We start from the raw sequence: 24,924 nt of genomic DNA, 5'->3' as shown, positions 1-24,924 counted from the left end.
CCAGGTCACCGAAGCCAAATGGGTGCCGAAGCGCAGATTACGAAGATCGTGCCGACGAGGAACATTCCGAGTTGGGTCATGGCGAGAAGAGATGCTTGGAAGGCCGTCGAGTGGTCGTTGAACCTACAGAGGACTGAGACAGAGTCATCATCGGTGGTTCTGCAGCGCGATCAATTTTGTTAAATCGTCTGAAGTTGCCCTAGCGTTACATCGATCTGCTCCGTCGCGTCGACGAGATAGGCCGGATGGGTGTCTTCGTCTGCTTTCGCTGTGGTCGGTGTCACTTCGCTAGTGTTGATCTTCGTTTTGTGTGAGGGTGCCATCCGCATGGTTCACTGCCGCAGCAATGCGGCGCGGTGAGGGGGGAACAACACGTGCGCTTTGTTCGCGCGCGGCTTTTTGTCGTGCCTATGGCATTTCTGCTGTCAGTCGCGTTGATTGCCCAGATGGGCGGTTCGGCGAGTTTCCCGGCTGCGGGGGAATCCTCGCCCTGGTGGCCGGCGGGTGCTTCGACCAGCGCGCCACGCCAGCATCGCGCCGACGCGGATCCGGTGACCCCCAGCTCAGTCGAGGCCAGCCGTGCGCAGGCCAAGCTGGGCGACCGGGCGGTTGTCCGGCCCGCCAACGCCGTCCCGGACAAGGCGGAAGCGCCGCCGCAGATCCGTCGCCCCGAACAAAGCCAGAAGCAGTTGCGCAACCCAGTGGTGACCCGGCCCGATCCAGTGCAGCCGCCCGTGGACAAGGCCACCGAGTTGCCGGCCGACCGGACCGAGAACACCCAGACTTTCCAGCACGCTGGTGGCAGCAAGACACTGCGGATCCACAACGGTCCCGCCCACGTTCGCCAGCAGGATGGCTCGTTCGCCCCGATCGACCTCAAACTCGTCCCGGACGGTGAGTCCCGGCTACGGCCGGTGGCCACTCCGCAGCGGACAAGCTTGGCGCGCGGCAGTGACGCCGCCGATCTCGCTCGGATCGAACTGGATCCGGAGCATGTCATCTCCTTCCAGCTCACTGGTGCGGCCTCAGTTGCCGGCCAGGTCCAGGACAACTCAATCACCTATCCGGCGGTGCGACCCGGGGTCGACCTGCGCTTGTCCGCGACCGCGACCGGGGTGAAGGAGGACCTCGTCCTGCACTCGGCGTCGGCGTCATCTACCTACGAGTTTGCCCTGCGGCTCAAGGGGTTGCGTCCGGAACTGCGTGCGGAATCCGGTGAGGTCGCGCTGCTGGACAACTCGGGCAAGGTGCGCGCGCAGATCCCGGCAGGCTTCATGGTCGATTCCCGGATCGATGCCGCCACCGGCGAGGGCGCACGCTCAACCGGGGTGCGCTACGCGGTGCGCGAGATCGGCGCGGGGAACTGGGTGTTGACCCTGGAACTGGACCAGGCGTGGCTGCGTGCTCCCGGCCGTGCCTTCCCGGTCACCGTCGACCCGACCTTCGACCGCAAGCTGGAGGTGGACGAGGACGACGGCTACGTGCAGTCCAACGGCGACCGCAGTGAAACCGCGTCGCTCAAGATCGGCTCACCCGACGGTGGGCGGACGATCTCCCGCTCTTATCTGCACTTCAGCAAGCTCGGCGCACAACTGCGCAACCACTACATCCTCGGCGCCTCGCTGGTGCTGGACAACACGTGGTCGCCGAGCTGCTCGCCTCGCCCGGCCACCCTGTTCGAGGTCGACCAGCCCTGGCGCGGCGCGGATCTGCGCTGGCCGGGACCGGCCGTGGGACGGGCGCTGGCCACCCAGAGCTTCGCGCACGGCGCCAACGGATGCGGTCCGGCCCGGGTGGTCTTCCCACTCGATGCCGACACCGTCACCAGCTGGGCCCACAATCCCGGCCGCTTCCACGGTCTGAGCCTGCGCGCGGCCAACGAGCGGGACAGCGCCGCGGCCAAGCGCTTCCACTCCTACAACGGCCCGGTCGCCACCAACCGGCCGTACCTGGATGTCAGCTACGCGCCGCAGGGCGCCACGTTCGAGGTCACTGACGTGACCGTGCCGGACAACGCGCGCGAGGGCCGGTTGCGGGTCGTGGCCACCAATCGGGGCACGGCCACCTGGACCCCGAACGGTGGCTACGGGTTCCGTTTCATGATCAAGAAGGGTGACGAGTTCCGGCAGACCTCACCGGTCTTCAAACCGGCGCACGATGTGGGCCCCTCCGGCACCGTTGTCTTCGACGTGCCGATCGCCCGGATCCAGCCGGACACCTACAAGGTGTTCCTCACCATGTGGGACCCCAGTGACCGCGACTTCTTCGTCGAGCACAAGGTTCCCTACGGCACCTTCGAGCTGACAGTGCGCAACGTGCCGCCCGGCTCCAACTACCAGCAGCCGGGCACCGGCGGCGTGGTCGAGTCACTCACCCCCACCCTGTTCGCCGAGCCGAACGACTCGGACAACTGGCCTGGCAACGGTTTCAAGTACAAGTTCCAGTTGTGCGCCAACCCTGAACGTACCCAGGGCTGCCACGAGACCGACTGGCTCCCGCGCCAGGCATGGACGCCGCCCGCCGGTCTGCTGGAATGGAGCAAGACCTACTACTGGTGGGTGAAGGTGCACGACACCTGGGATCCCACGCCTGACTGGATCGGCCCACTCGCGCTGACCACCCGCGTGCCGCAGCCGCAGATCACCTCGCACCTGGCCGGCGCCGCCAACGCCGGCGAGGCGCCCGGCCTGGACCCGCAGGTGGGCAACTACTCCACCGCCAGCACCGACGCCGCGGTGCCCACGATCGGTCCCAACCTGACCATCACCCGCACCTACAACAGCCTCGATCCCCGGCGGAACACCGCCTTCGGCGCGGGCTGGGCTTCACGCCTGGACATGCGCCTGAACAAGGACGAGGACGGGTCGGGCAACATCGTGCTCACCTATCCCAGCGGCAGGCAGGTGCGTTTCGGCCAGAACCACAACGGGTCCTTCGCCCCGCCGATGGGGCAGAACGCGACGCTGGTGCACGACTCCAGCGCAGCCACCTACACCCTGCGGGACGCCTCGGCGAGCAGGTGGGTGTTCAGCGCCACCGGTCGGCTGACTGAGATCACCGATCCGGCAGGCCTGACCGAACAGCTCGAATACCAGGACGGGCAGATCTTCGCCATCCGGAACAAGGTCAGCGGCCGCGCCATCCACCTCGAGTGGGAGAACCACCACGTCATCAAGGTCAGCACCCCACCGGGCAAACTCGGCGACCCGCCACTGGACTGGACCTACACCTATGACGGCGACCGGCTGACCAAGGCATGCGCCCCAGGCCAGACGACCAAGTGCACCGTCTACGGATACGAGTCCGGGTCCCGCTACCGCAGCTCGGTGCTGGACGACCGGCCCAAGGGCTACTGGCGCATGTACGACCCGCAGAACGGGAAGCTGGCCAACGTCGCCGCACGCAAGGACGGCGCCGACGCGGCGGCATTCCACGGCCTGTCCTTCACCGCAGATGGAGCGGCGGCGGGCAGCCAGGACGGGTCGGCGACCTTCAGCGGCGATGTCAGCTACCTGACCCTGCCGGAGAAGCTGACCACCGAGACGATGTCGGCCTCGGTCGAGCTGTGGTTCAAGACCACTCAGGACGGCGTCCTGGCCGGCTACGGCGACCAGCCCTTCCCCGGTGGAACGGACAAGGCCCAGTCCACGCCCTTGCTCTACGTCGGCACAGACGGCTTGCTCTACGGCGGCTTCACCATGCGCGACCTGGAGGGCGCGCGTCAGGTGATCACCAAGGACAAGGTCAACGACGGCCGGTGGCACCACGTGGTGCTCTCCGCCGCGATCGACCGGCAGAAGCTCTACCTCGACGGTGTCGAGCAGGGGGAGATCAGGGGCACCATCGACCACCGCAACCAGCGGCACCTGACCATCGGCGCGGGCCGCGGCCACGGCTGGCCGGCCACCAACGGGGCGGACTTCCACTTCTCCGGCCAGATCGACGAGGTCGCCGTCTACACCCGCGCGCTCGGCGCACTGGCGGCCAAGCAGCACCATGCGGTCGCCCAGGAGACCTACCAGCTCACCAGCATCGAGCTGCCGGAGAACAAGCGGGTCTTCGCCAAGCTCACCTACGACAACACGCGCGAGCGGGTGGCCACGTTGCGGGACAACGTGGGCCGGTCCTGGCAGCTCGACCCGCCCGTGGCCAACGACGCGACCAAGACCGTGCTCCTGCGCGCCCCCACCGGGTACGGCGACCGGGTCTTCACCTTCGACGCCGACAACGGCGGCAGGCTGACCAAGCGGGAGCACGCCGGCCACAGCCGGAGCTATGAGTACAACAAGGAGGGCTTCGGCTCGGCCGTCGTGGACGAGAACAACCTCCGCACGACCACGACCACCGACACGCGCGGCAACGTGCTCTCCCGGACGAGCTGCCGCGCGGAGAAGTCGTGCAACACCCAGTACTTCAGCTACTACCCGCCCACGGAGGGCAACCCGCTGGATCCCCGCGCGGACAAGCCGCGCTCGTCGGCGGACGCCCGGTCCACTGATGACAAGGACACCCGGTACCGCACCACGTTCGACTACGACACCGCGGGAAGACTGATCACGACCACCCGACCGGCGCCGCATGGTGTCGGCGCCCCAGTTACCGAGACCAGGGTCTACTCCACCGGATCCGAGGCCGCCACCGATGCAGGCACGATTCCGCCCGGACTGGTGATCAAGGAGACCGGACGGCGCGCCCAGCCCACCACCTACGGCTACCGCCGCAACGGCGACCTGGCCGAGGTGGTCACGCCGTCGCAGCTGCGCACCCGCTTCGACTACGACTGGGCCGGACGGAAGATCTCCCAAACGCTGTCAGGCCTGTCCAGCGGGACTTTCGGCACCACCACCTACACCTACACTCCGGCCGCGCAGGTCGAGACGGTCACCGCGCCCGAGGTGCTCAACCCGATCACCGGAAAGATCCACGCCCAGCGCACCACCTACCGCTACGACGCCGACGGCAACGTCGTGGAGACCACGCTGTCGGACACTCTGCCGACCGAGCAAGGCGGCACCGCACCCCGGCGCACCGAGTACACCTTCGACCAGCACAACCGGCCAAAAACCAGCACCTTCGCCAACGGCGCGGTCGAGACGCGCTCCTACGCCGCCGAGGGCCTGGAGATCGCGGTCACCGATGTCAGCGGACTGACGTGGACATCCCGGTTCGACTCCGAGGGCAGGCTCAAGATCCGCACCGCCACGGGCAAGGGCGCCAACCCCGAGGACCCCGCCGCGGACGGACTCCTGCGGCACGAGGCGAACACCTACGACCCGGCAGGGCGGTTGTTCGAGTCGATCGACGCCATGGGCCGGCGCACCCGCCACACCTACTACGACGACGGCCTGCTCGCCTCCTCCACCAGGATGCAGGTCGATGACGGCACCGGGGCGCGGCGAGACGTTCCGGTCGAGCAGCGCGCCTACGACCCGGCGGGCAACCTGACCGAGCAGAGCACCGCCGGTGGCGTCAAGACCACGCACACCTACGACGCCGCAGGGTATCTCAGTAGCTCGACCTTGGATCCGGACAAGCTCCGCCGCACCACCAGCCACCGCAGGGACGGCGACGGCAACATCACCCGCACCGAACGCAGCGGCACGGCCGAGCCGAACCGGGTCGAGGCGGTCTCCTTCACCTACGACCCGGCGAACCTGGTCTCGCGGGAAGACGCCGAGACCAACGCGAACGGCTCGGTGGTCTCCCGGGTCTTCCACCGGGACGAGCGCGGACTCGTGGTGCGCGAGCAGGACCGGCGATCCTGGTTCACCTATCGCGGCTACGACGCGGCCGGGCGGTTGAGCACCACCACCGAGCCGACGGTCGATGTGTGGGAGAACGGTCAGCTGCGGCGGGAGGTCGCGCCGGAGACCACCAACGGCTACAACGCCTTCGGTGAACTCACCCAGGTCCGCGACGCCCGAGGCGGCGTGACCGCGAGCGAGTTCGACAGCATGGGCAGGCGGACCGGGATCACCCAGCCCGCCTACACCCCGCCAGGTGGAACACCGATCACCCCGACGACCCGCACCGAATACGACAACGCGGGCAACCCCAGGACCGTGACCGACCAGGCCGGCAAGGTCACCACCAACACCTACGACCCTTACGGCCGAGTGCTGTCCACGACGCTACCCGCCGTGGGACCGATGCCCAGCACCACGGAGACCCGCTACTACAGCAACGGACAACCGCGCGAGACGACCGACCCGACCGGCGCGCTCAAGCAGTTCACCTACGACGACTTCGACCGGTTGCGCACCATCACCGTCGCCGAACGCCATCCCGGTCCGCTGGCGTTCTTCACCACCCGCAACGGATACGACGATGCGGGCAACCTGGTCTCGATCACCCGCCCGGAAGGACAGCAGACCACGCTGACCTACAACGCGGCGGGCGAGGTCCTCAGCCGAACTGACCCGACCAAGCGGACGTGGCGGTACAGCTACGACGACGCCGGACGGCAGCGCACCGAGACGGATCCGAAGGAGCTGACCACCCAGACCAGCTTCGACCACATCGGACGGTCCTACCGCACCAGTCACCTCTTCGGTGGTGCCGAGCTTCGCGCGTGGACGATGCGGCACGACCCCCGGGGCAACGTGCTCGAGAAGATCACGCCAGAAGGCCGCCGCACCACGTTCAGCTATGACGCGCTGGACCGGATGCTCACCCAGACCGAGTACGCCGAGCAGGGCAAGACCATCGGCACCTCGTTCGGCTACGACGCGGCAGGCAACCGCACCCGCCTGGTGGACGGCAACGGCAACATCACGCTGTACACCTTCAACTCCTGGGGCCTGGCCGAGTCGGTGATCGAGCCGGCGACCGACACCGCGCGAGAACCGGCCGACCGCACCTGGACGACCAGCTACAACGCCCTCGGCAAGGCGAACAAGATCACCGCGCCGGGCGGCGTTGTGCGGGAACGCACTTACGACGCCCAAGGGCAGCTCACCACCGAGACCGGGACCGGGGCCGAGGTCGCCACCACGACCCGCGAGTTCGGCCACGACCCGGCGGGCAGGCTCGTGCGGATCACCGGAGTCGCCGGTGAGACGACCTACCGCTACGACGACCGCGGCAACATTCTGGAATCCCAGGGCGCCGCGGGCAACGCCACCTTCCGCTACCACGGCAACGGCACGCTGGCCGAGCGCACCGACGCCGCGGGCAAGGCGACCTTCACCCATGACGGCGCCGACCGGCTGTCCACGGTGTTCGATCCGCTGACCGGACGCACCGTCGAGTACGGCTACGACCAGGTCGGCCGCCAGGTCTACAAGGCCGACCAGTTGGTCACCCCCAAGTTGACCCAGCGCATGTACTACGACGAACTCGGCCGGATGACCGCCGACAACGTCGAAAGCGTGGATGGCGTCGGCGGACCGGTGCAGGTCCGGATGGGCGTGGAGTACACCTACGACAACGACGACCAGGTCAAGACCAAGACCACCAACAACCGCAACGAGATCACCACCAACTCCTACACCTACGACGGCGCGACCCGGCTGAAGTCCTGGACCACCGGCGGCACCACCACCGCCTACGAGTGGGACGACGCGGGCAACCGGACCAAGGCGGGCGCGGACACCTTCACCTACGACCAGCGAAACCGGCTCCTCACTGGTGCGGGCGCGACCCACACCTACACCGCCCGTGGCACCAAGGCGTCCACCACCGACAACGGCCGGACCAAGACCTACGGCTTCGACGCCTTCGACCGCATGGTCACCAGCGGCACCGCCAAGTACGGCTATGACAGCCTGGACCGGGTCACCGACCGCGACGGGGTGAAGTTCCAGTACCTGGGCACCACCAACGAGGCCGTCTCAGACGGCAACCGTCTGATCACCAGGTTGCCTGACGGGAATCCGCTGGCTGACCGTGGCAGCGCCGCGGCGGCCAACACCGCGCGGCTGCTCTACACCGACCGGCACGGCGACGTGACCGGCCGCTACCTCAACGTGGCGATGACCGGCCACCGGACCCTGGATCCCTTCGGCAAGACGCTGAGCACCACCGGCGATGTATCACCACTGGGCTACCAAGGGGACTGGACGGACCAGGACTCGGGTGAGGTCAACATGACCGCCCGCTGGTACTCGCCATCGACCGGGAACTTCCTCAGCCGGGATGACTGGACCCTCGATCCGATGCCGAGCGCCGCGGCGAACCGGTTCGCCTACGGCAACGCGAACCCCATTGGTCACAGCGACCCCAGCGGTCACTTTGTCTGGGCCATTCCGTTCCTCCCCGGCCTGCTTCAGGCAGCTGCGGCACTGGCCGCTGCCGCAGCAGCGGCACTGCTTGCCGCTGCTGCCGCCATCACGCTTGTGCGAGAAGCGACTAGAGCGCAGACAGGGACCCTCGAAGGCACGAGGGCCGGTACTGCCACTGGCACTCGTGCAGGCGGAGTTCCGCCTCCCAACAAGTGTCTGTTCATCAAGTGCCCCGAAGGCGGTGGCGGCGGTGGCGGTGGCGGAGGAGGCGGCGGTGGTAAGGGAGGTGGTGGTAAGGGCGGCGGTGGCGGCTCTGGCATCCGGATCCCCCGTCCTGACCCGGACTGGTTGAAGAACTCGAAGACGGTTCTGCAGGTCCTGTCCGCAGGTGACACCGTGGTTGATCAGCTCTCTGAGACCTCCGCTGCCTCGGTGCTCACGGAGATGTATGACCCCTCGGGGATGTACATCGATCAGTCGATCAGGATCAGCCAGGAAGAGCCGGACGGACACTGGTCGAAACCGAATGCCGACCGCACCGACTGGGATGACGACGACTGTCACTCGGGACGAGTCGGGCACCGAATTGCTTATGCTCCGCTGGACGCTCAGGGACGGGCGGTGGGTGCTGTGGCATGCATCGTGAAAACTCGGGGCGAACCTCGCCGTGAGCCGGAGCCGCCTGCTGGTTTTGTTCGTGGTCAGGGCATGGTCAAGGGACACCTGGTGGCGCACATGTTCTTTGGTACGCACGAACGGAAGAATATCGTTCCGCTGTATGGCAAGGTCAACAGTCCGCTCATGCTGAACGAGGTCGAAAACAAGGTCAAGAAGATGCTGAAGGGTGGGCCGGTATATTATAGGGTCAAACCGATCTACGGTATTGACCCCTATATTCCGGAGCAGGTTGAAATCGAGGCTCGCGCGAAGAGTGGTGTAAACTGCTTCATTGTGCTTGCGAATGATGGAAGGGTTGCGGGTCAACGTGGCGGATGCTAGCTATGAACTGGCCAAGTTGGTCTCGTGGCAGCGGGCTTTCAGGACCTTCCAGGGCTGGCAAGCTGTGGAGCAGGCACTGGCCGTCAGGCTTCCTGACGACTACAAGAGGTTCATGGCGACTTTCCCCTCGGGTAAGTTCCGTGGGTTGGTCGGTGTCAACAACCCGATCGAAAGCGAGCCGGCATGGGTTAGCTTTCATTGGGAGTTCTTTGATACTTTGGATCGAGCCAAAGGTTGGCGAGACTACGAACCTGAAAGGGTGCCGTACCCGATCTTCCCGGAGCCCGGAGGAGTGATCCCGTGGGGTGACACGGACGAGAACCATGAGTTCTTCTGGCTTCCCCGGTCCGAAAATCCGGATGAGTGGAGTGTGGTGTTTTCCACTGCGGACTTCGAGCGGTGGGGCGAGTACCATGGGACTATGTCCGAGTTCGTTCTCGGCCTTGTTTCGGGTGACTTTCGCACTGATTTGATCCAGTTTTCCGCTGGCGTCACTGGCCCCTTGTTTGAAGCTACCGGCGTTGAGTTTGCCGCCGACGTACCTCAGCGGGAGCTCGCCACCTCTCCAAATCCGGACTACTGGGACAGTTCTTCGTTGATGCGGGAACTGTCGCAGGAAGACCATGTTCGATCCGTCGATGTCGTTTCCTATCTGCAGGGCGCGGGGAACGCTCGGCAGATTGACTGGGTAGAGGTCGAAGATCGCCTTTCTGTAGTGTTGCCAACGGACTACAAGCAGTTTGTTGAGTCTGTTGGTGCCGGTGAGTTGTTGGGGATCAGAATTTTTTCGCCAACGGCGTCGAACCGTGTGTTCAATCTGCATGACAATATTTCCCGGGTCTACGACTCCGTGGTTCGGGCACGCGCCGAGTCTCGTCTGTTCAGGCTGCCTGTCTTTCCGGATGCTCGAGGGCTACTACCCTGGGGTTCTTTTATGGACGATGGCGGCGAGTGGATCCTTGCGTGGGCTCCGCTGGGCGAGGACCCGGATCGATGGCCGGTGGTCGCGGTCCCGTTCGAGTTCGGTTCAATGAAGGTATTCTCGCGATCCATGTCCGAGGTGCTGCTGGGCTACCTTCGCCACGAATCCGGAGAAATCTCCATGCTTCCCGCGCCGGCCGCCGAGCTCGGCAACCTTCCGATCTTCGTTTTCGCGCCGGAGTGAGAATAGGGATGATGTCGGTGCGCAATATTGCGAGTTCTGCTCGCGGGTAGGTTCGCGACGACAGCCGCCCGATTTCGATGTGACTGACACGGGTCGGGTCGATTCGTGCTGCCGTCGCAATCCAGATGATTGGCCGACTGGCCATCTTCGAGTATGTAGGGGTTTAGATGAGATTGTTGCGACGTGCAGTCGTGATGGCCGTGGGGATGGCGGTGGGGGCGAGTGCCGTCGCAGTTCCGGCGACAGCGGCGCCGGTCGTTCCGGGGCCTGCGCAGATCAGTTCACGGGGTGCCCACGAAGCCGTGCCCAGGACCAGGGACGGCCAGTCCTTGGTCTACGTCGACGGAGCCCAGGACAAGGCGTTACGGGATGCTGTGGCCAAGGTCGGCGGCAGCGTGACCGGCGGTGTGGCCGGCCGGGTCCGCGCCGCGGTCGCCGAGGAGAAACTGACCGAACTGGCCGCGGCGACCGGGGTGCGGCAGGTGCGCAGGCCGGACCGGGCTGTGCCGATGGCGATCACTTCGGAGGGGGTGGCCGCCGCACAGGCCAACGAGTGGGCCGCGGCGGGCAAGAAGGGCGCCGGGGTCAAAGTCGGCGTTGTCGACGTCGGGTTCGGCGGGCTGCAGGAGGCGCAGCAGGCAGGCGAGCTGCCCACCGGGGCGAAGCTGGTGGTGAACAACAGCAACTGCATCGACTCCACCCGCAGCGAGGACCATGGCACCAAGGTCGCCGAGGTCGTACATGACATGGCGCCCGAGGCCGACCTTGTGCTGGCGTGTGTGGATGACACCGTCGGGTTCGCCGCGGCGGCGGACTGGCTGAAGCAGCAGGGCGTCACGGTCATCGCGGCGGCGATCGGCTTCGGCATGAGTGGCCGTGGTGATGGCAGCGGTGTCCGGCCGGACAGCCCAGCCGCGGTGGTCAAGCGGCTCCGCGAGGCGGGCATCCTCTGGGCGGTGGCGGCCGGCAACCAGGCCCAGCTCCACTACGCGGGACAGGCGGTGGACCGCAACAACAACGGCTGGGTCGAGGTCGGCGGCGGCCCCGCCCAGGGCAACTCGGTGAGCCTGAAGGCAGGCGAGGAGGCCACCATCTCCCTCCGCTGGGATGCCTGGCCGACCACCACCAAGGACCTCGATCTCTACGTCACCACCAGTGACCAGCCTCCGGGGGAGAACGACCCCGTAGCGGGCGCCAGCCTGACCCGGCAGCGTGACACGGCGGGCGGCGCGGAACCGACGGAGCAGGTGGTGCTGAAGAAGGTCTCGGTCCCGACGACCTACTGGATCTACGTCCGGAACCACAATGCCCCCGCCACGACGCCATTCGAGGTGTCAGTGCTGGGCCCGTCAGCTGTGCAGTCCAGCTCCGGACTCCAGTTCCCCCAGCCAGCCGGCAGCATCACCGAGCCCGCCAGTTCGCCGTACGCACTCGCCGTCGGTGCGATCACACCCACCGCGGAGTCGGTGGAGCACTACTCCAGCCAAGGCCCCACCGTGGACGGCAGGCTCAAGCCGGACCTGGCCGGATACTCGCGGGTCAGCACGTTCACAGGTGGCAGAGGCGCGTTTGGCGGGACCTCTGCGGGCGCGGCGCATGTCGCGGGCGCGGCCGCGGTGCTCAAGTCGGCCAACAGCCAGCTCGACGCGGCCCAGCTCGAAGCACTGCTGACCACCAGGGCGCGGGAGAACGCGGGAACCAGACCACCGGACAACCAGCGCGGCAACGGCAAGCTCAGCCTCGGTGATCCGCGCAAGCCGCCGACGGTGGAAGGGAACGGTTACACCCCGCTCGCGGACCCGAAACGCATCCTCGACCTGCCGCGGCCCTTCAGCCCCAAGGAGGTCATGGGCATTCCAGTGCCGGACATCCCCTTGGACACCACCGCGGTCGTACTCAACGTCACCGCGCGCTCGGACGCCGAGACCAGTGTCGAGGTCTTCGCCACCAACCCGGCGCAGTCAGCCAGCCGCGCCACCAACCTCAAGGTCCGCCCCGGCACCGGGTTCACCGCGGTGTCGGTCATCGCCACCGTCACCGACCAGACGGTCTGGGTGCGCAACCAGACCGGCAACACCCATGTGGTCATCGACCTGGCCGGGTACTTCTCCAGCGCGGGCTCCTCGAACTACTTCGCCAAGCTCGCCCCAGAGCGGGTGCTGGACACCCGTGGCTTCGGCGGCAGCCCGCGCGGGCACCTCAACGCCGGTGAGATGCGCGACCTGCACGTGCGCGGCGTGCACGGGATTCCGGCCGCGGCCACCGCGGTCGCGGTCAACATCACCGCGCTGGAGGCCACCCAGGAGACCTGGTTGTCTGCCTACACGCGCACCCTCGACAAGACCTCGACGCTGAACTTGCGGCGCGGTGAGCGGCGCTCCAACCTCGCCATCGTCGCTGTCGCGGAGGACGACCGGATCCGGCTCCGCAACGAACGAGGCGGTGTCAACGTGATCGTTGATGTCGTTGGCTGGTTCGGCCCGGGGCCCGGTGGACGCTATGTCGCGTTGCGCGAAGCGACCCGGGTCGTGGACACCCGAACCGGCACAGGTCTGCCGAAGGCTCCACTCGGCCACGCCTCGACCGCCGCGGTGCAGATCGGCGGATTGGCTGGAGTCAGCGCCCAAGCGACCGCGGCGGCGCTGACCGTCACCGGGACCGAGGACTACCTCGGCACCGAGCTGTCACTGACGCCGGCCGAACTCGGCCGCAACCCGGTGACCCAGCTCGGCGTCGGCCAGGCGCAGACGATGGCCGCCGCAACGCTGACCCCGTTGGGCGCCAGCGGAAAAGTCAACTTGCGCAACGAACGCGGCCGGGCGCAGGTGTCGGCGGACGTCAATGGCTACTTCGTCGGCGGCACGCCGGTCACCCCTGGGGCGGCCTGCCCCGTGGTGACCGGGGAGAGCGGCTTCGACCCCCTCTTCGACGGCCGGGTGGAGACCAGTCTGATCGGCTGGCAACAGGCAGGCAGCGGTACGGCGCGTCAGGAAGGCTGCGAACTCGTGCCGGGCACCGGCGAGGGTGTCTCCTGGTACTCCACCGCCAGCTTCGGCAGTGACTACACGGTCAAGCTCGACTACCGGGCCGCCGACGACAACGCCGATTCCGGCGTGTTCGTGGGCTTCCCGCATCCGGTCGGCAACGCCGTCATTCCGCGGGATCGCGGCGTGGAGGTCCAGATCGGCCCGCGCGACGCGCAAGCGACCCTGCGCACCGGTGGGCTGGTCGGCTTGGCGCCCCCCTCGGCTTCGGCACAAAAGCCGGCCGGGGAGTGGAACTCCTACGAGATCACCGTGTCAGGTAACAAGATCACTGTTGTCCTGAATGGACAGAAGGTGAACGAGCACGCCGTGGCCGACCCCGCCCGGGTGATGACGCCGAGCTTCGTCGGGGTGCAGAACACCGGTGCGGTGGGCCAGGTGCGGTTCCGGGACATCCGGGTGCGGCGCAACGCCGTCACTGGCGTCGGCTCCTTCGCCGGGATCAACGGCAAGTGCTTGGATGTCACCGACGGCAACCCGGCGATCAACAGGGTCCAGTTGTGGGGCTGCAACAACGAGCGCGCCCAGTCCTGGACCCTGTCGGGGGATGGCACCGTTCGAGACTTCGGCAAGTGCCTGGACGTGCGTGACGCGGCGACTCAGCCGGGAACGGTCGTGCAACTCTGGGCCTGCAACGAGTCGGACGCTCAGCAGTGGATCGTCCGTGCCGACAACAGCGTGGTCAACGTCAGATCCGGCCTGTGCATGAATGCCACGGGCACCACGGATGGCGCCGGGATCGACTTGCAACCGTGTACGGGGCGGTCTGAGCAGGTGTGGCAGCCGCGCCTGAAGAAGGCGACCACCGGTGCGCTGGTCGGGCTGAACAACCAGTGCGTGGACGTCGTGGACGGCAACCCCGATGGCACCGAGGTGTGGCTGTGGCGCTGTTCGGCGGACAAGGCGCAGACCTGGAGCATGGTGGAGGATCAGACCATCCGCGCCTACGGCCGCTGTCTGGACGTGCAAAACGGCGGCACCACACCGGGCACCGCGGTGAAGTTCTGGAGTTGCAGCGGTGGCAAGCCCCAGCAGTGGGAGCTGCGTCCCGATGGCGCGCTGGTCAACCCGCCCTCAGGTCTGTGCCTGACCTCGGCCTCCGGGGAGGAACGCGCCAAACTGACGCTGGAGAACTGCACGGGCATGCCGACGCAGACCTGGCGGTTCGCCGCCCAGATCCTGCGGCAGGGCACCGCGACCACGCACGTCATCGACGGTACCGAAGGCAAATGCCTCGACGTCAAGGGAGGCACGCCCAGCAGCAACGAGGTCTGGGTGTGGTCCTGCAACGGCACCAGCGCGCAGAACTGGTCGGTGTCCCTGCACAACGACGGCACGTTGCGCGCCTATGGTCGATGCCTGGACGTGGAGAACGGTGGCACCGGCAACGGCACCACGGTGCGCCTGTTCGACTGCAACGGCGACAACGCCCAGCAGTGGGCGATGCGCCCGGACGGCACGCTGGTGAACAACCAGTCCGACAAGTGCCTGGACGCCGGCAGGGGTGACCGGGTGTTCCTGTGGGACTGCCATGCGCCGCCGCAGCAACGTTGGGGGCTGACCGCCAGGGCAGCCTGAGTGGATTCTGGTTGATCGTGGGGTGGCTGCGGACGCAGTCACCCCACAGCCGTAGGTAACGAAGGACCTTCACCGAACGGGTGCGAACTTGGTCTTACCGCTTTCGCGTTCCTGCGGGGTCTGACCAGCGTAAATGAACGCTCTTGTGGCCTGTCACAGCACCGGTCGGACCCTGTTGATCAGTCGTTCCAGTGTTCGGCCTACCACTGCCGACCGGTCTCCGGCAGACCGGTGTTCGTGTGGTATTACGGGTACCGCCGCTCCAGCGCCTCCGCGTCCTGGCGTTCGCACACGATCCGCGGCCTCGCATACCTCGAGGTGGTAGCCAAGCTGTGGCAGAGCCAGCTGGCCCGCCGGACCGGGTCGAGGCTGACGCGTGACGTATCGAGCCCCCCGGACCGGGAGGACGCTCGTCTTGCGGGTGCACGAAGACTGAGCCAGGTAGCGGATAGACGCCATCGGCGCACCGCGGCAGCAAGTCGCCCGGCAGATACCCCGGAAACAGTGGGGTATCTGCCAGATTTTTGTGTTGGATTCATTTGACAAGTGCCCTTGTGGCAGAAGGCAAGCGCTGCGTTTGGCGGGTTCTCGTCAATTGCTGGGAATCTTGCCCGAAGGGGCAAATGGTTGGTCGCCGCGGGCAAGTGTGCTGAGTGGTGTCACAAATGCGTGTCCACTGTGGGTAGCGTCGCCATTCTGATCAGTCATCTTGTTTTCCCAGGAAGGCATGTGAATTGGATCGGATCATCCATCAATTGGCGCTGAACGAGAACCACTGGCCGATGCTGCCGGGGGTGCACGAAGCCCTGGTGGAGTCGCTCGGCTCGGTCAACCGGACCGGGGACGCCCTCGCCGCCCGGCTGGAGGGCCGGCTGGCCGCCGAGCTCGGTAGCACCGCGGACCGGGTGGTCGCCGGGGCCGGGTCCGGGGCGCTGTTGCAGCAGTTCCTGAGCGCGCACTGCGGGCCGGGCAGCGAGGTGCTGCACACCTGGCCCTCCTTCGACCTGTACCCGCTGCTGATCCGCAACGCCGGCGCTGAACCGGTCGCCGTGCCCGGGGACAGCCGGGGCGGCCAGGACCTGGACGCGTTGGCCGCGGCGGTCACCGACCGGACCCGGGTGGTGCTGGTGTGCAACCCCAACAATCCCACCGGCGAGGTGCTCGGCACCGGTGAGCTGACCGCGTTGCTGGCGGCCCTGCCCGCGCACGTGCTGCTGCTCGTTGACGAGGCATACCGGGAGTTCGCCGACCCGGCCGCCATCGCGGACGCGGTTGGACTGTCCACAAAGGACCGTCGGGTGGCCGTGGTGCGCACGTTCTCCAAGTCGCACGGGCTGATCGGGCTGCGCGTCGGCTACCTCACCGGCGCCGAGGAACTGGTGGCGCCGCTGCGCCGGACCAGCCCGTTCCACCGGGTGCCGACGGTGGCCCAGGCCGCCGCGCTGGCCGCGCTGGACGCCGATGCCCGCATGCGCGAGCAGTGCCGCGAGGTGGCCGCCGAGCGGGACCGGGTGCGCCGGGGACTGACCGAGCTGGGCTTCGACGTGCCGCCCAGTGGCGGGAACTACCTGTGGGTCCGGCTGGGGCCGCGCAACCAGGAGTTCATCGCGCACCTGGCGAGCTACGGCGTGGCCGTGCGCGAGGTGGCGGGCGGGGTGCGGGTGAGCACCGGGCTGCCCCATGCAAACGATGTCGTGCTGGCGGCCGCCCGCGCCTTCGCCACGCTGGCCGCCCCGCACGCCGAGGGGGCACTCCGGTGACCGGCACGGTCAGCCCGGCGCTGCGCCCGCCCGCCGGGGACGCCCTCGCGCTGATCCGGGAGGCGCTGGTGGACCGCCGCCGCGGCGGCGACCGGCTCGACGAGCTGACGCGCTACGCCATGGCGGTGCCGGGCAAGCTGTTGCGCCCGCTGATGCTCATCGCGGCCGCGGAAGCCGTCGGCGGGCAGGCCGGCGCCGTGCTGCCCGCCGCGGTCGCGGTCGAGCACCTGCACGTGGCCTCGCTGGTGCACGACGACATCATCGACGGCGACGACCTGCGCCGGGGCCGGCCCTCGGTGCACGCGCGGCACGGCATCGCGGACGCGATCGTCACCGGTGACGCGCTGCTGTTCGACCTGTTCGCCGCCGCGGCCGAGAGCGCCGCGCCCCCGCAGGCGGTCGTGGCGGCCGTCGCCGAGCTAGCCCGCGCGGGCGGGGACCTCTGCCGCGGCCAGGTGCTGGAGTCCGCGATGGTGCCCCCGGGCGCCGGGCGGACCGGCAGCGACCTGACCGACTACCTCGACGTGGCCGCGTTCAAGACCGGCGCGCTGTTCCGCGCCGCCTGCCGGGTCGGCGCGCTGCTCGGCGGCGGCACGGCCGGGCAGGCCGACCTGCTCGCCGACTACGGCCACCACACCGGGGTGGCCTTCCAGATGTACGACGACCTGCTGCCCTACCTGGACGGCCGCACCGCCGCGGGCAAGCCTGCCACCAGCGACGCGGCCAACCTCCGGCCGACCTGGCCGGTGCTGATCGCCCACCGCGACGGTGCGGCCGAGCACCGGCGGGCCGTGGAGACCGCGCTGTCCGGCACCGTCGAACCCGCCGAGGCACTGGAGCTGCTCCGCTTCGCCGTGCTCGGCAGCGGCGCGCTCGGCACCGCCAGGGAGGGCGCGCGGGAGCGGTCCGCGCTCGCCGTGGCGCGGCTGCCCGAGCTGCCGGGGGCCGCCGCCGCGGGCAGGCTCGCCGCCCTCGCCGAGATCGCGGTCGACCGTGACCGCTGACCTGCGCGAGCTCGGCCGCACCGGCAGGCCGCTGCGCGAGCGGGCACTGGCGCACTGGCAGACCTGGCGGCCGTACACGACCTGCTACCCGGCGCTGCTCGGGCTGGCCGGCGCGCTGGCGGCAGGCGGTGCGGCACCCCTCGGGCTGCTCGTCGCGGTGCTGTCGCCGGTGCTGGGCTGGCTGTCCGGGCACTACCTGGGCGACTACTTCGACCGGGACCTGGACGCGATCGCGAAACCCCAGCGCCCGATCCCCTCCGGCAGGCTCGCCCCCGGCACCGCGCTGTGGTGCGGGACCGGCTGCGCGCTGGCCTCGCTGGCCGGTGCGGTCGCGGTCAACTGGCGGATCCTGCCGGTGTTCGCGGTGACGATGAGCGGGATCGTGGCCTACAGCGCGGTGTTCAAGCGCATGGGCTTCGCCGGGAACCTGAGCCGGGGCGTGCTCTCCGCGCTCGCCCTGGCGGTCGGCGCGATGACCGCGGCGCCCTGGCCGCCATGGGCGCTCGCGCCGGTGGCCGCCGGTTTCCTGTTGCACGACACCGCCTCCAACCTGATCGGCACGGTCCGGGACGTCGACGGCGACCGGGCGGGCGGCTACCGGTCGGTGCCGGTGCGGCACGGGGTGGTCGCGGCGGTGCGGCTGGCCGCGACGCTGTGGGCGGCGGGCATCGCCGCGCTGGCGGCGGGTGCGTTCCTGGCCCCTCGGCCCGGTCCGCAGCTGGCCCTGCTCACCGTCGCCGCAGTGGTCGGCGGCGGCGCACTGGCCACGGCCCGACCCGCTGGCCTGACCGCGCGCCGTGCGTTGCGCGCGCACGAACTGCTGGTGGCCGAGCGGCTCGTGCTCGCGGCCGCCGTGGTGGCCGGGGCCGCGGGTCCCGGCACCGCCCTGCTGGTGCTGCTGCCCGCGCTGGCGTTCTCGATCGTCGTCCAGGCCCGCATGCGGGCTCGCCACGAGTTCCCGGCGCAGGCCGGGGGAGGGGACCGGAGATGACCTCGGCGCACACCGGCACGGAGGAGCTCGCGACCGCCATCGAAGAGGGCGCCGAGGCGTTGCTGGCGGCGCAGCGGCCGGACGGCGTGTTCGACTACGGGGCGAGCAGCCTGCGGTCCACCCTGGCCACCGCGGGCGCGATCACCGCGCTGCACTTCGCCGACCCCGGTGGCGCGGCCGACCTGATCGCGGCCGGCGCGGACCGCCTGCGCCGCACCCAGAACGAGGACGGCGGCTGGGCGATGGTGCCGGGCCTGCCGAGCGAACCGGGCCCCACGGCGGTGTCGGCGGCGGCCCTGCACCTCATCTACCCAGCGGGCAACGCCGAGCAGGTCGCCGCGGGACGGCGCTGGCTGGACGACTACGGCGGCCTGGCAGCGATCCCGCACCCGGAGGTGGTGCTGTGGTGCCGCCAGTTCTACGGCTTCGTAGGCTGGCTGGCTCCCAGCGAGATGCGCCGCTTCCCGCTGGAGCTCGCGCTGTTGCCGGGGCTGTACCGCCGCCTGTTCGACCTGCGGCTGCCGATGGCCTCCGCGCTCGGTCTGGCCCAGACCCGGCACCGCCCGCTGACCCGGCTGCAACGGCGGCTGGCCGGCTGGGCGGAACCCAAGGCGCTGCTGTGCATCCGGCAGGCCTTCGAGCACGAGGGCTCGGCGGGTTCCTGGTCGGAGGACGCGTGGGTGACCGGCCTGGTCTGCGCCGGACTGGCCAGGGCGGGCCTGGCCCCGGACATGGTCGAGGCGGCGGTGGGCTGGTTCCGGCGCACCATGCACCCCGACGGCTCCTGGGCCTCCACCCCACTGGACGCGGCCTGGACCATGTACGCCGCGCGCGGCCTGCTGGAAGCCGGCTACCGCGACCACCCCGGGCTGGCCGCCGCGCGGGAGCTCTTTGTGCGCCTGCAACAGCACCGGCCGTTCCTGGCCTTCGGCTGCCCGCCGGGTTTCTGGGGCTGGTCGGGGCCCAACGGCTGGCCCGCGGTGCTGGAGACCGGCGAGATCATCTCCGTGCTGGCCCGCTCGCCCGGCACCGGACAGGAACAGGCCATCGCCAAGGGGGTGGCCTGGCTCAGCGACCGGCAGGACAGCCGCGGTTCCTGGGGCCTGTGCGTGCGCGACACGAAGGTCGCCAACAGCGGCCCGTGCCCGATGTCCACCGCACAGGCGGTGGACGCGCTGCTGGACGGGGGCGTGCCCGCTGAGGACAAGCGGATCCGGCGGGCGCTGCGCTGGCTGGACCGGGCGCAGCTGCCTGACGGCGGCTACGAGTCGGTCTGGTACCGGGAACACACCATGGGCACCGCCGCGGTGCTGGAGACGTTCGTCCGATGTGGACAGACCGGGTCCACCGCCGCGGTCCGGGCGCGGGACTGGCTGCTCGGCGCCCGCAACGCCGACGGGTCCTGGGGGGACGGGCACGGTGCGCCCGGCACCGTTGAGGAGACCGGCTGGGCGGTGTCCTCGCTGCTGGCGGCGGGGGAGCGGGAGGCCGCCGCGGACGGCGTGCGCTGGCTGCTGGCCGCCCGCCTGCCCGGTGGTGGGTGGACGCCGCACCCGGTGCACGAGTACGTCCGCCGGGTCAGCCGCTACGCCAACCCCGGCTTCACCCACGGCATGGCGCTGCGTGCACTCGGCCGGTTCCAGGCGGCCACCCGGTGAGCCGCGTCGTGGTGGTCGGCGCCGGGGTGGCCGGGCTGGCCGCGGCCTGCGCGCTGGGCCGCCTCGGGCACCGGGTCCTGGTGCTGGAGAAGCGGCAGACCCCCGCCCGGGTGGCCAAGGGCGAGGTGCTGCAACCGGGTTCGCTGGCGATCCTGCGGCAGTGGGGCGTGACCGAGCTGCTGGACCAGGCGGGCGCGCTGCGGCTGTCCAAGCTCATCGCCCGCGCCGCCGACGGCGAGCCGCGCATGGTCCTGGACTACCACCGGCTGCCTGCCGAACAGCCGTGGCTGCTCGCGCACGACTACCCGGTGATCCTCCAGGCGCTCATCGACGCGCTGCCGCCCAGCGTCGAGGTGCGGCGCGGTGTGGTGGTCCGCGAGCCGCTGCGCACCGGGGGCCGGATCACCGGCGTGCGCTGCGACGACGGGGACATCCCGGCGGCGCTGGTGGTGGCCGCCGACGGCGTGTCCTCCCGGCTGCGGGAGGCGGCCGGGCTGAGCGCGCCGCGCCAGGACTACCCGCACCGGCTGGCCGCCTTCGAGCTGGCCGGTGCGGACGTGCCGCCCGACTTCTCCGCCTACGTCACCGACGGCGGGCTGCGCCTGCACTACCCGCTGCCCGGCAGGCGGGTCCGGCTCTACGTCCAGGTCGGACCGGACGAGCTGCGCGGACTCGGCCAGGACGGCCTGCGCCGGTGGGCTGACGGGGTGCTGGCGGGCTGTCCCGGTCTGGCACCCCTGGCCGGGGCCCTGCACGCCGGGCTGGCCCAGCGGCAGCTGCTGCCGGTGGGCCGCGCGCTGGCCGCGTCGCTGGTCGTGCCCGGTTTGGCGCTGGCAGGGGATACCGGCCACCTGGTGCACCCGATGGCGGCGCAGGGCATGAACAGCGCGATCGCCGACGCGCACGAACTGGCCGCGGTGCTGCGCCAGGGCGGCTCGCTGGCCCCCGAGGTCGTCGACCACGCACTGCGCCGCTACGACAGCGCGCGGCGGGCCAACCTCGCCCACATCGGCCGGACCAGCCACAACGCCGCCCGGATGATCACCACCCGGTCCTGGCTCGGCGCTCGGGCGCTGGCGGGCACGGGTGGCAACGACCGCATCCGGCACGAGGTCCTGCACACCATGTCCGGCCTGGGCGTGCGCAAGCTGACCCTGCTGGACCGGCTGCACCAGGCCAGGCTGCTGCCCGATCCGCGCGCGGGCAGGCTGCCGGACTGGGTGCGCGCCGCCGCCCCGGCGCCGGCCGAGGAGGCGGCGCGGTGACCTCAGGCGCTGCCGTAGGCCAGCACCACCAGGCCGTTGGCCCCGTCCGTGCGCTCCCGGCGCACCAGGCCCGCGGCCGCGGCCAGCTCGTCGAAGTCCGCCGGACCGCGTTCGCGCCCACCGAGCAGGGTCAGCGACTGCAAGTCGAAGGAGGAGTTGTTCTTGGCGTGCTCGGCTCCGGCGAGCACCTCCACCACCAGGACCCGCCCGCCCTCGGGCAGGGCCTCGGCGCAGCGGCGCAGGATCCGCACCGCGTCCGCGTCGGGCCAGTCGGTGAGCACCCGGGAGACGATCAGCACCTGGTAACCGGTGGGCAGCGGGTCCAGGAAGCTGCCACCGACGAACTTGGCCCGGCCGCCGAGCCCGGCCAGGAATTCCTCGGCCTCGGGCCGGACCTCGGGCAGGTCCAGCACCGCGCCGGTCAGGTGCGGGTGCGCGTTCAGCACGGACGCCAGCAGTGCCCCGGTGCCGCCGCCCACGTCCAGCACGCTGGACACCCCGGCCCAGTCCGCGCGGGCGGCCACCTCCGGGCCGGTCTGCCAGGCGAAACCGGCCATCGTCGCGCCGAAGAACAGGCGCAGCCGCTCGTCAGCCCGGTAGTCCGGCCAGAAGCCGGTGCCGTGCGCCACGCGGTAGCCGGACTCGCCGGTGCGCACCGAATGCGCCATGCCCGCGTAGGCCAGGTCCATCTTCAGGCCGGGCCCGTCCGCGTCCAGCCAGGACCGCAGCAGCGCGTTGCGCTCGTCCAGCAGCGCCAGGGACACGCCGGTCAGCGCGTGCTCGCCGGGAGCGGGCTCGGCGAACAGGCCGACCGCGACCAGGTGGCGCAGCAGGCGGGCCAGCGCGTCCGAGTCGGCGTCACAGGCCCGGGCAAGCGCGGGCGTCGTGGTGTGCCCGTCGCGGATGAGCTCGGGCAGGCGCAGCGCGACGGCGGTGCGCACCGCGAACGGCGTGGCGAGGTCGACAAGCCCGGCCAGCGCGGCGGTGGCTGCCTGGTGGTCCGTGGTCTCACTGGTCACGGCGGTCCTTTCGGGAACGGCCCGGAGGTGAATTCACTGCTGTCGTGAGAATGGCATTTCCGAACTGAACCGGGCAAGGCCCCGGCGTTGTTTGTCGAATCCGTTCCGGGAATCGCGGAATGGTTCTGAAGAATGCGTTGAAAGGAGTTCGCGGTATGGGTTCACTCATTGTGCGGCCGTTGACCGGGGCGCTGGGCGCCGAAGTCCGGGGCGTCACCCTGGCCGAAGTCGACGACGCCCTCTTCAAGCAGATCCACCAGCTGCTGCTCGACCACCTCGTGCTGTTCTTCCCCGAGGCGGCCGGGCTCACCCCTGAGGCGCACAAGGCGTTCGGCAGCCGGTTCGGTCCGCTGGAGGTGCACAAGTTCCTGCCGAAGCTGGCCGGGCACGAGGAGATCGTCGTGCTCGACTCCGACCAGGGCGCCAAGGCCGATGTCTGGCACACCGACGTCACCTTCGCGCCGAACCCGCCCATCGCCTCGGTGCTGCAGATCGTGACCTCCCCCGAGGTCGGCGGGGACACCATGTGGAGCAACCAGTACCTGGCCTACCAGGCGCTGTCCGCGCCGATCCGGGAGCTGGTCGACGGCCTCACCGCCCGCCACGTCTTCGAGCTGCCCGGCGGCTCCTACCGCAGCGAGGCCGAGCACCCGGTGGTCCGCACGCACCCCGAGACCGGCAGGCGCTCCCTGTACGTCAACCGCATGTTCACCAAGCGCATCCCGCAGCTGACCGCCGAGGAGAGCACCGCCCTGCTGACCCACCTGTTCACCGTGTCGGAGAGCCCGCAGCGGGTGTGCCGCTACCGGTGGACCGAGGGCGCGGTGGCGATGTGGGACAACCGCGCCACCCAGCACTACGCCGTCAACGACTACACCGAACGCCGGGTGGGCCACCGGGTCACCGTGCTCGGCGACGAGCCGAAGGGCGACGGGGCGCGCTGGCCGGACCACCAGGTCACCGGGATGAGCGCGACCGCGGTCAAGGACTGAACGGAGAGCCCGATGAGCAGGATCACCGGCGAGGACTTCCTGGAGTCCTACTGGCGCGACCCGCACCCCGCCCTGGCCCGTGCCCGCGAGCACACCCCGGTCCGCGAGGTGACCTTCGAGAGCGGGCCGACCTGGCTGGTCACCCGCTACGCCGATGTGCGGGCGGGACTGGCCGATCCGCGCCTGGCCAAGGACTGGCGGGCCAGCCTGCCCGCCGAGGAGCGCGCCGCGGCCCCGCCCGGGCTGCCCGCGCCCATGTCGCACATGCTCACCTCCCTCGACCCGCCCGAGCACACCCGGCTGCGCAGGCTGGTCACCCAGGCGTTCACCGCCCGCCGGGTGGCCGGGCTGCGGCCGAGGGTGCAGACCTTCGCGCGGAACCTGCTGGCCGGGCTGCCCGCGGACGAACCGGTCGACCTGGTGGCGCGCTACGCGATCCCGCTGCCGATGGAGGTCATCTGCGAGCTGATCGGCGTGCCCGAGCTGGACCGGGAGACCTTCGCGCACTGGTCGACGGTGCTGATCGACGAGTGCCCGGAGGAGGAGCTCGTGCGGGCCTCCACCAAGATGGCCGACTACCTGGCCGAGCTGGTCGCGATCCGCCGCCGGGACCCCGACGAGGCCCTGCTCTCCGGCCTCATCGCCGCCGCCGAGGACGGCAACCGCCTCTCCGACCTGGAGATCGTCGCGATGGCGATGCTGCTGCTGATGGCGGGCCACGAGACCAGCGCGGTGTTCATCACCAACAGCGTCCGCGCCCTGCTCGCCGACCCGGCGGCCCGGCGGCGTCTGTCCACTCCGGACTCCGCCGCGCTGGTCGAGGAGCTGCTGCGCTGGGTCTCACCCGCTCTCAACGCCTCCGTCCGCTTCGCCACCGAGGACCTGGAGATCGGTGGCACCACCATCCCGCGCGGCGCCTCGGTGACCCTCTCGACCGGTGCGGCCAACCGCGATCCGGACCGCTTCCCGGATCCCACCAGGCTCGACCCGGACCGCGACCCGACCGGGCACATCGCCTTCGGTCACGGCATCCACCGCTGCCTGGGCGCGGCACTGGTGCGCCTGGAGGCCGAGGTCGCGCTGCCCGCCCTGTTCGCCCGGTTCCCGCACATCCAGGCGGCCACGGGGGAGGAGGAGCTCACCTTCCGGCGCAGCGTGCACGTGCACGCGCCCCGGACGTTCCCGGTGCTGCTCGGCCCATCGTCCACAATGGAGTGAACGGAACCG

General features: G+C 69.7%; 11 protein-coding genes. 10 read left to right on the top strand and 1 reads right to left on the bottom strand.

The window, feature by feature from the left end:
* Positions 1-551: 551 nt before the first annotated feature.
* The 8 genes from N8J89_RS23905 to N8J89_RS23870 all read left to right on the top strand — a co-directional run bounded on the left by N8J89_RS23905 (position 552) and on the right by N8J89_RS23870 (position 21,686).
* Entirely contained in the window at positions 552-9,221 is an 8,670-nt protein-coding gene (locus N8J89_RS23905; protein WP_283659233.1) for a LamG-like jellyroll fold domain-containing protein, read from the top strand.
* Complete coding sequence (locus tag N8J89_RS23900) at positions 9,196-10,386, top strand: SMI1/KNR4 family protein (protein ID WP_283659232.1); 1,191 nt, start codon at positions 9,196-9,198, stop codon at positions 10,384-10,386. Before N8J89_RS23905 ends, N8J89_RS23900 begins: the two co-directional genes overlap by 26 nt.
* Positions 10,387-10,688: 302 nt before the next feature.
* Positions 10,689-15,008: a ricin-type beta-trefoil lectin domain protein gene (locus N8J89_RS23895; RefSeq protein WP_283659231.1), complete on the top strand. Its 4,320-nt coding sequence runs from the start codon at positions 10,689-10,691 to the stop codon at positions 15,006-15,008.
* A 755-nt stretch (positions 15,009-15,763) separates the two neighbouring features.
* Positions 15,764-16,768, top strand: a complete 1,005-nt coding sequence (locus tag N8J89_RS23890; protein ID WP_283659230.1) for an aminotransferase class I/II-fold pyridoxal phosphate-dependent enzyme — start codon at positions 15,764-15,766, stop codon at positions 16,766-16,768.
* Positions 16,765-17,772 (top strand): polyprenyl synthetase family protein, encoded by a 1,008-nt coding sequence (locus N8J89_RS23885; RefSeq protein WP_283659229.1) that lies wholly within the window; start codon positions 16,765-16,767, stop codon positions 17,770-17,772. The genes N8J89_RS23890 and N8J89_RS23885 overlap by 4 nt, the downstream gene beginning before the upstream one ends.
* Positions 17,762-18,763, top strand: a complete 1,002-nt coding sequence (locus N8J89_RS23880; protein ID WP_283659228.1) for a UbiA family prenyltransferase — start codon at positions 17,762-17,764, stop codon at positions 18,761-18,763. The genes N8J89_RS23885 and N8J89_RS23880 overlap by 11 nt, the downstream gene beginning before the upstream one ends.
* The gene (locus tag N8J89_RS23875; protein WP_283659227.1) at positions 18,760-20,421 is read left to right on the top strand and encodes a prenyltransferase/squalene oxidase repeat-containing protein; all 1,662 of its coding nucleotides are present in this window, start codon (positions 18,760-18,762) and stop codon (positions 20,419-20,421) included. The genes N8J89_RS23880 and N8J89_RS23875 overlap by 4 nt, the downstream gene beginning before the upstream one ends.
* Positions 20,418-21,686: an FAD-dependent oxidoreductase gene (locus tag N8J89_RS23870; protein WP_283659226.1), complete on the top strand. Its 1,269-nt coding sequence runs from the start codon at positions 20,418-20,420 to the stop codon at positions 21,684-21,686. Before N8J89_RS23875 ends, N8J89_RS23870 begins: the two co-directional genes overlap by 4 nt.
* Before the next feature lie 2 nt (positions 21,687-21,688).
* Here N8J89_RS23870 and N8J89_RS23865 read toward each other — a convergent pair whose 3' ends face one another.
* Positions 21,689-22,705, bottom strand: coding sequence for a methyltransferase (locus N8J89_RS23865; RefSeq protein WP_283659225.1), 1,017 nt, complete (start codon positions 22,703-22,705; stop codon positions 21,689-21,691).
* Between the two features lie 155 nt (positions 22,706-22,860).
* On the opposite strand from N8J89_RS23865, the gene N8J89_RS23860 reads away from it, so the two are divergent.
* Together N8J89_RS23860 and N8J89_RS23855 are read left to right on the top strand one after the other, a co-directional pair.
* Positions 22,861-23,697 carry a TauD/TfdA dioxygenase family protein gene (locus N8J89_RS23860; RefSeq protein WP_283659224.1) on the top strand — a complete coding sequence of 279 codons (837 nt, stop codon included), beginning with the start codon at positions 22,861-22,863 and terminating at the stop codon, positions 23,695-23,697.
* Between the two features lie 12 nt (positions 23,698-23,709).
* Positions 23,710-24,915 carry a cytochrome P450 family protein gene (locus N8J89_RS23855; protein ID WP_283659223.1) on the top strand — a complete coding sequence of 402 codons (1,206 nt, stop codon included), beginning with the start codon at positions 23,710-23,712 and terminating at the stop codon, positions 24,913-24,915.
* Positions 24,916-24,924: the final 9 nt, after the last annotated feature.

This window comes from Crossiella sp. CA-258035, assembly GCF_030064675.1.
Classification (GTDB): Bacteria; Actinomycetota; Actinomycetes; order Mycobacteriales; family Pseudonocardiaceae; genus Crossiella.
This window is presented reverse-complemented; position numbering and strand designations above follow the sequence as displayed.

Bases quoted from the DNA above. Each gene is read 5' to 3' on its own strand.
- N8J89_RS23875 (WP_283659227.1), top strand. From the start codon at position 18,760: ATGACCTCGGCGCACACCGGCACGGAGGAGCTCGCGACCGCCATCGAA.
- N8J89_RS23860 (WP_283659224.1), top strand. From the start codon at position 22,861: ATGGGTTCACTCATTGTGCGGCCGTTGACCGGGGCGCTGGGCGCCGAA.
- N8J89_RS23855 (WP_283659223.1), top strand. From the start codon at position 23,710: ATGAGCAGGATCACCGGCGAGGACTTCCTGGAGTCCTACTGGCGCGAC.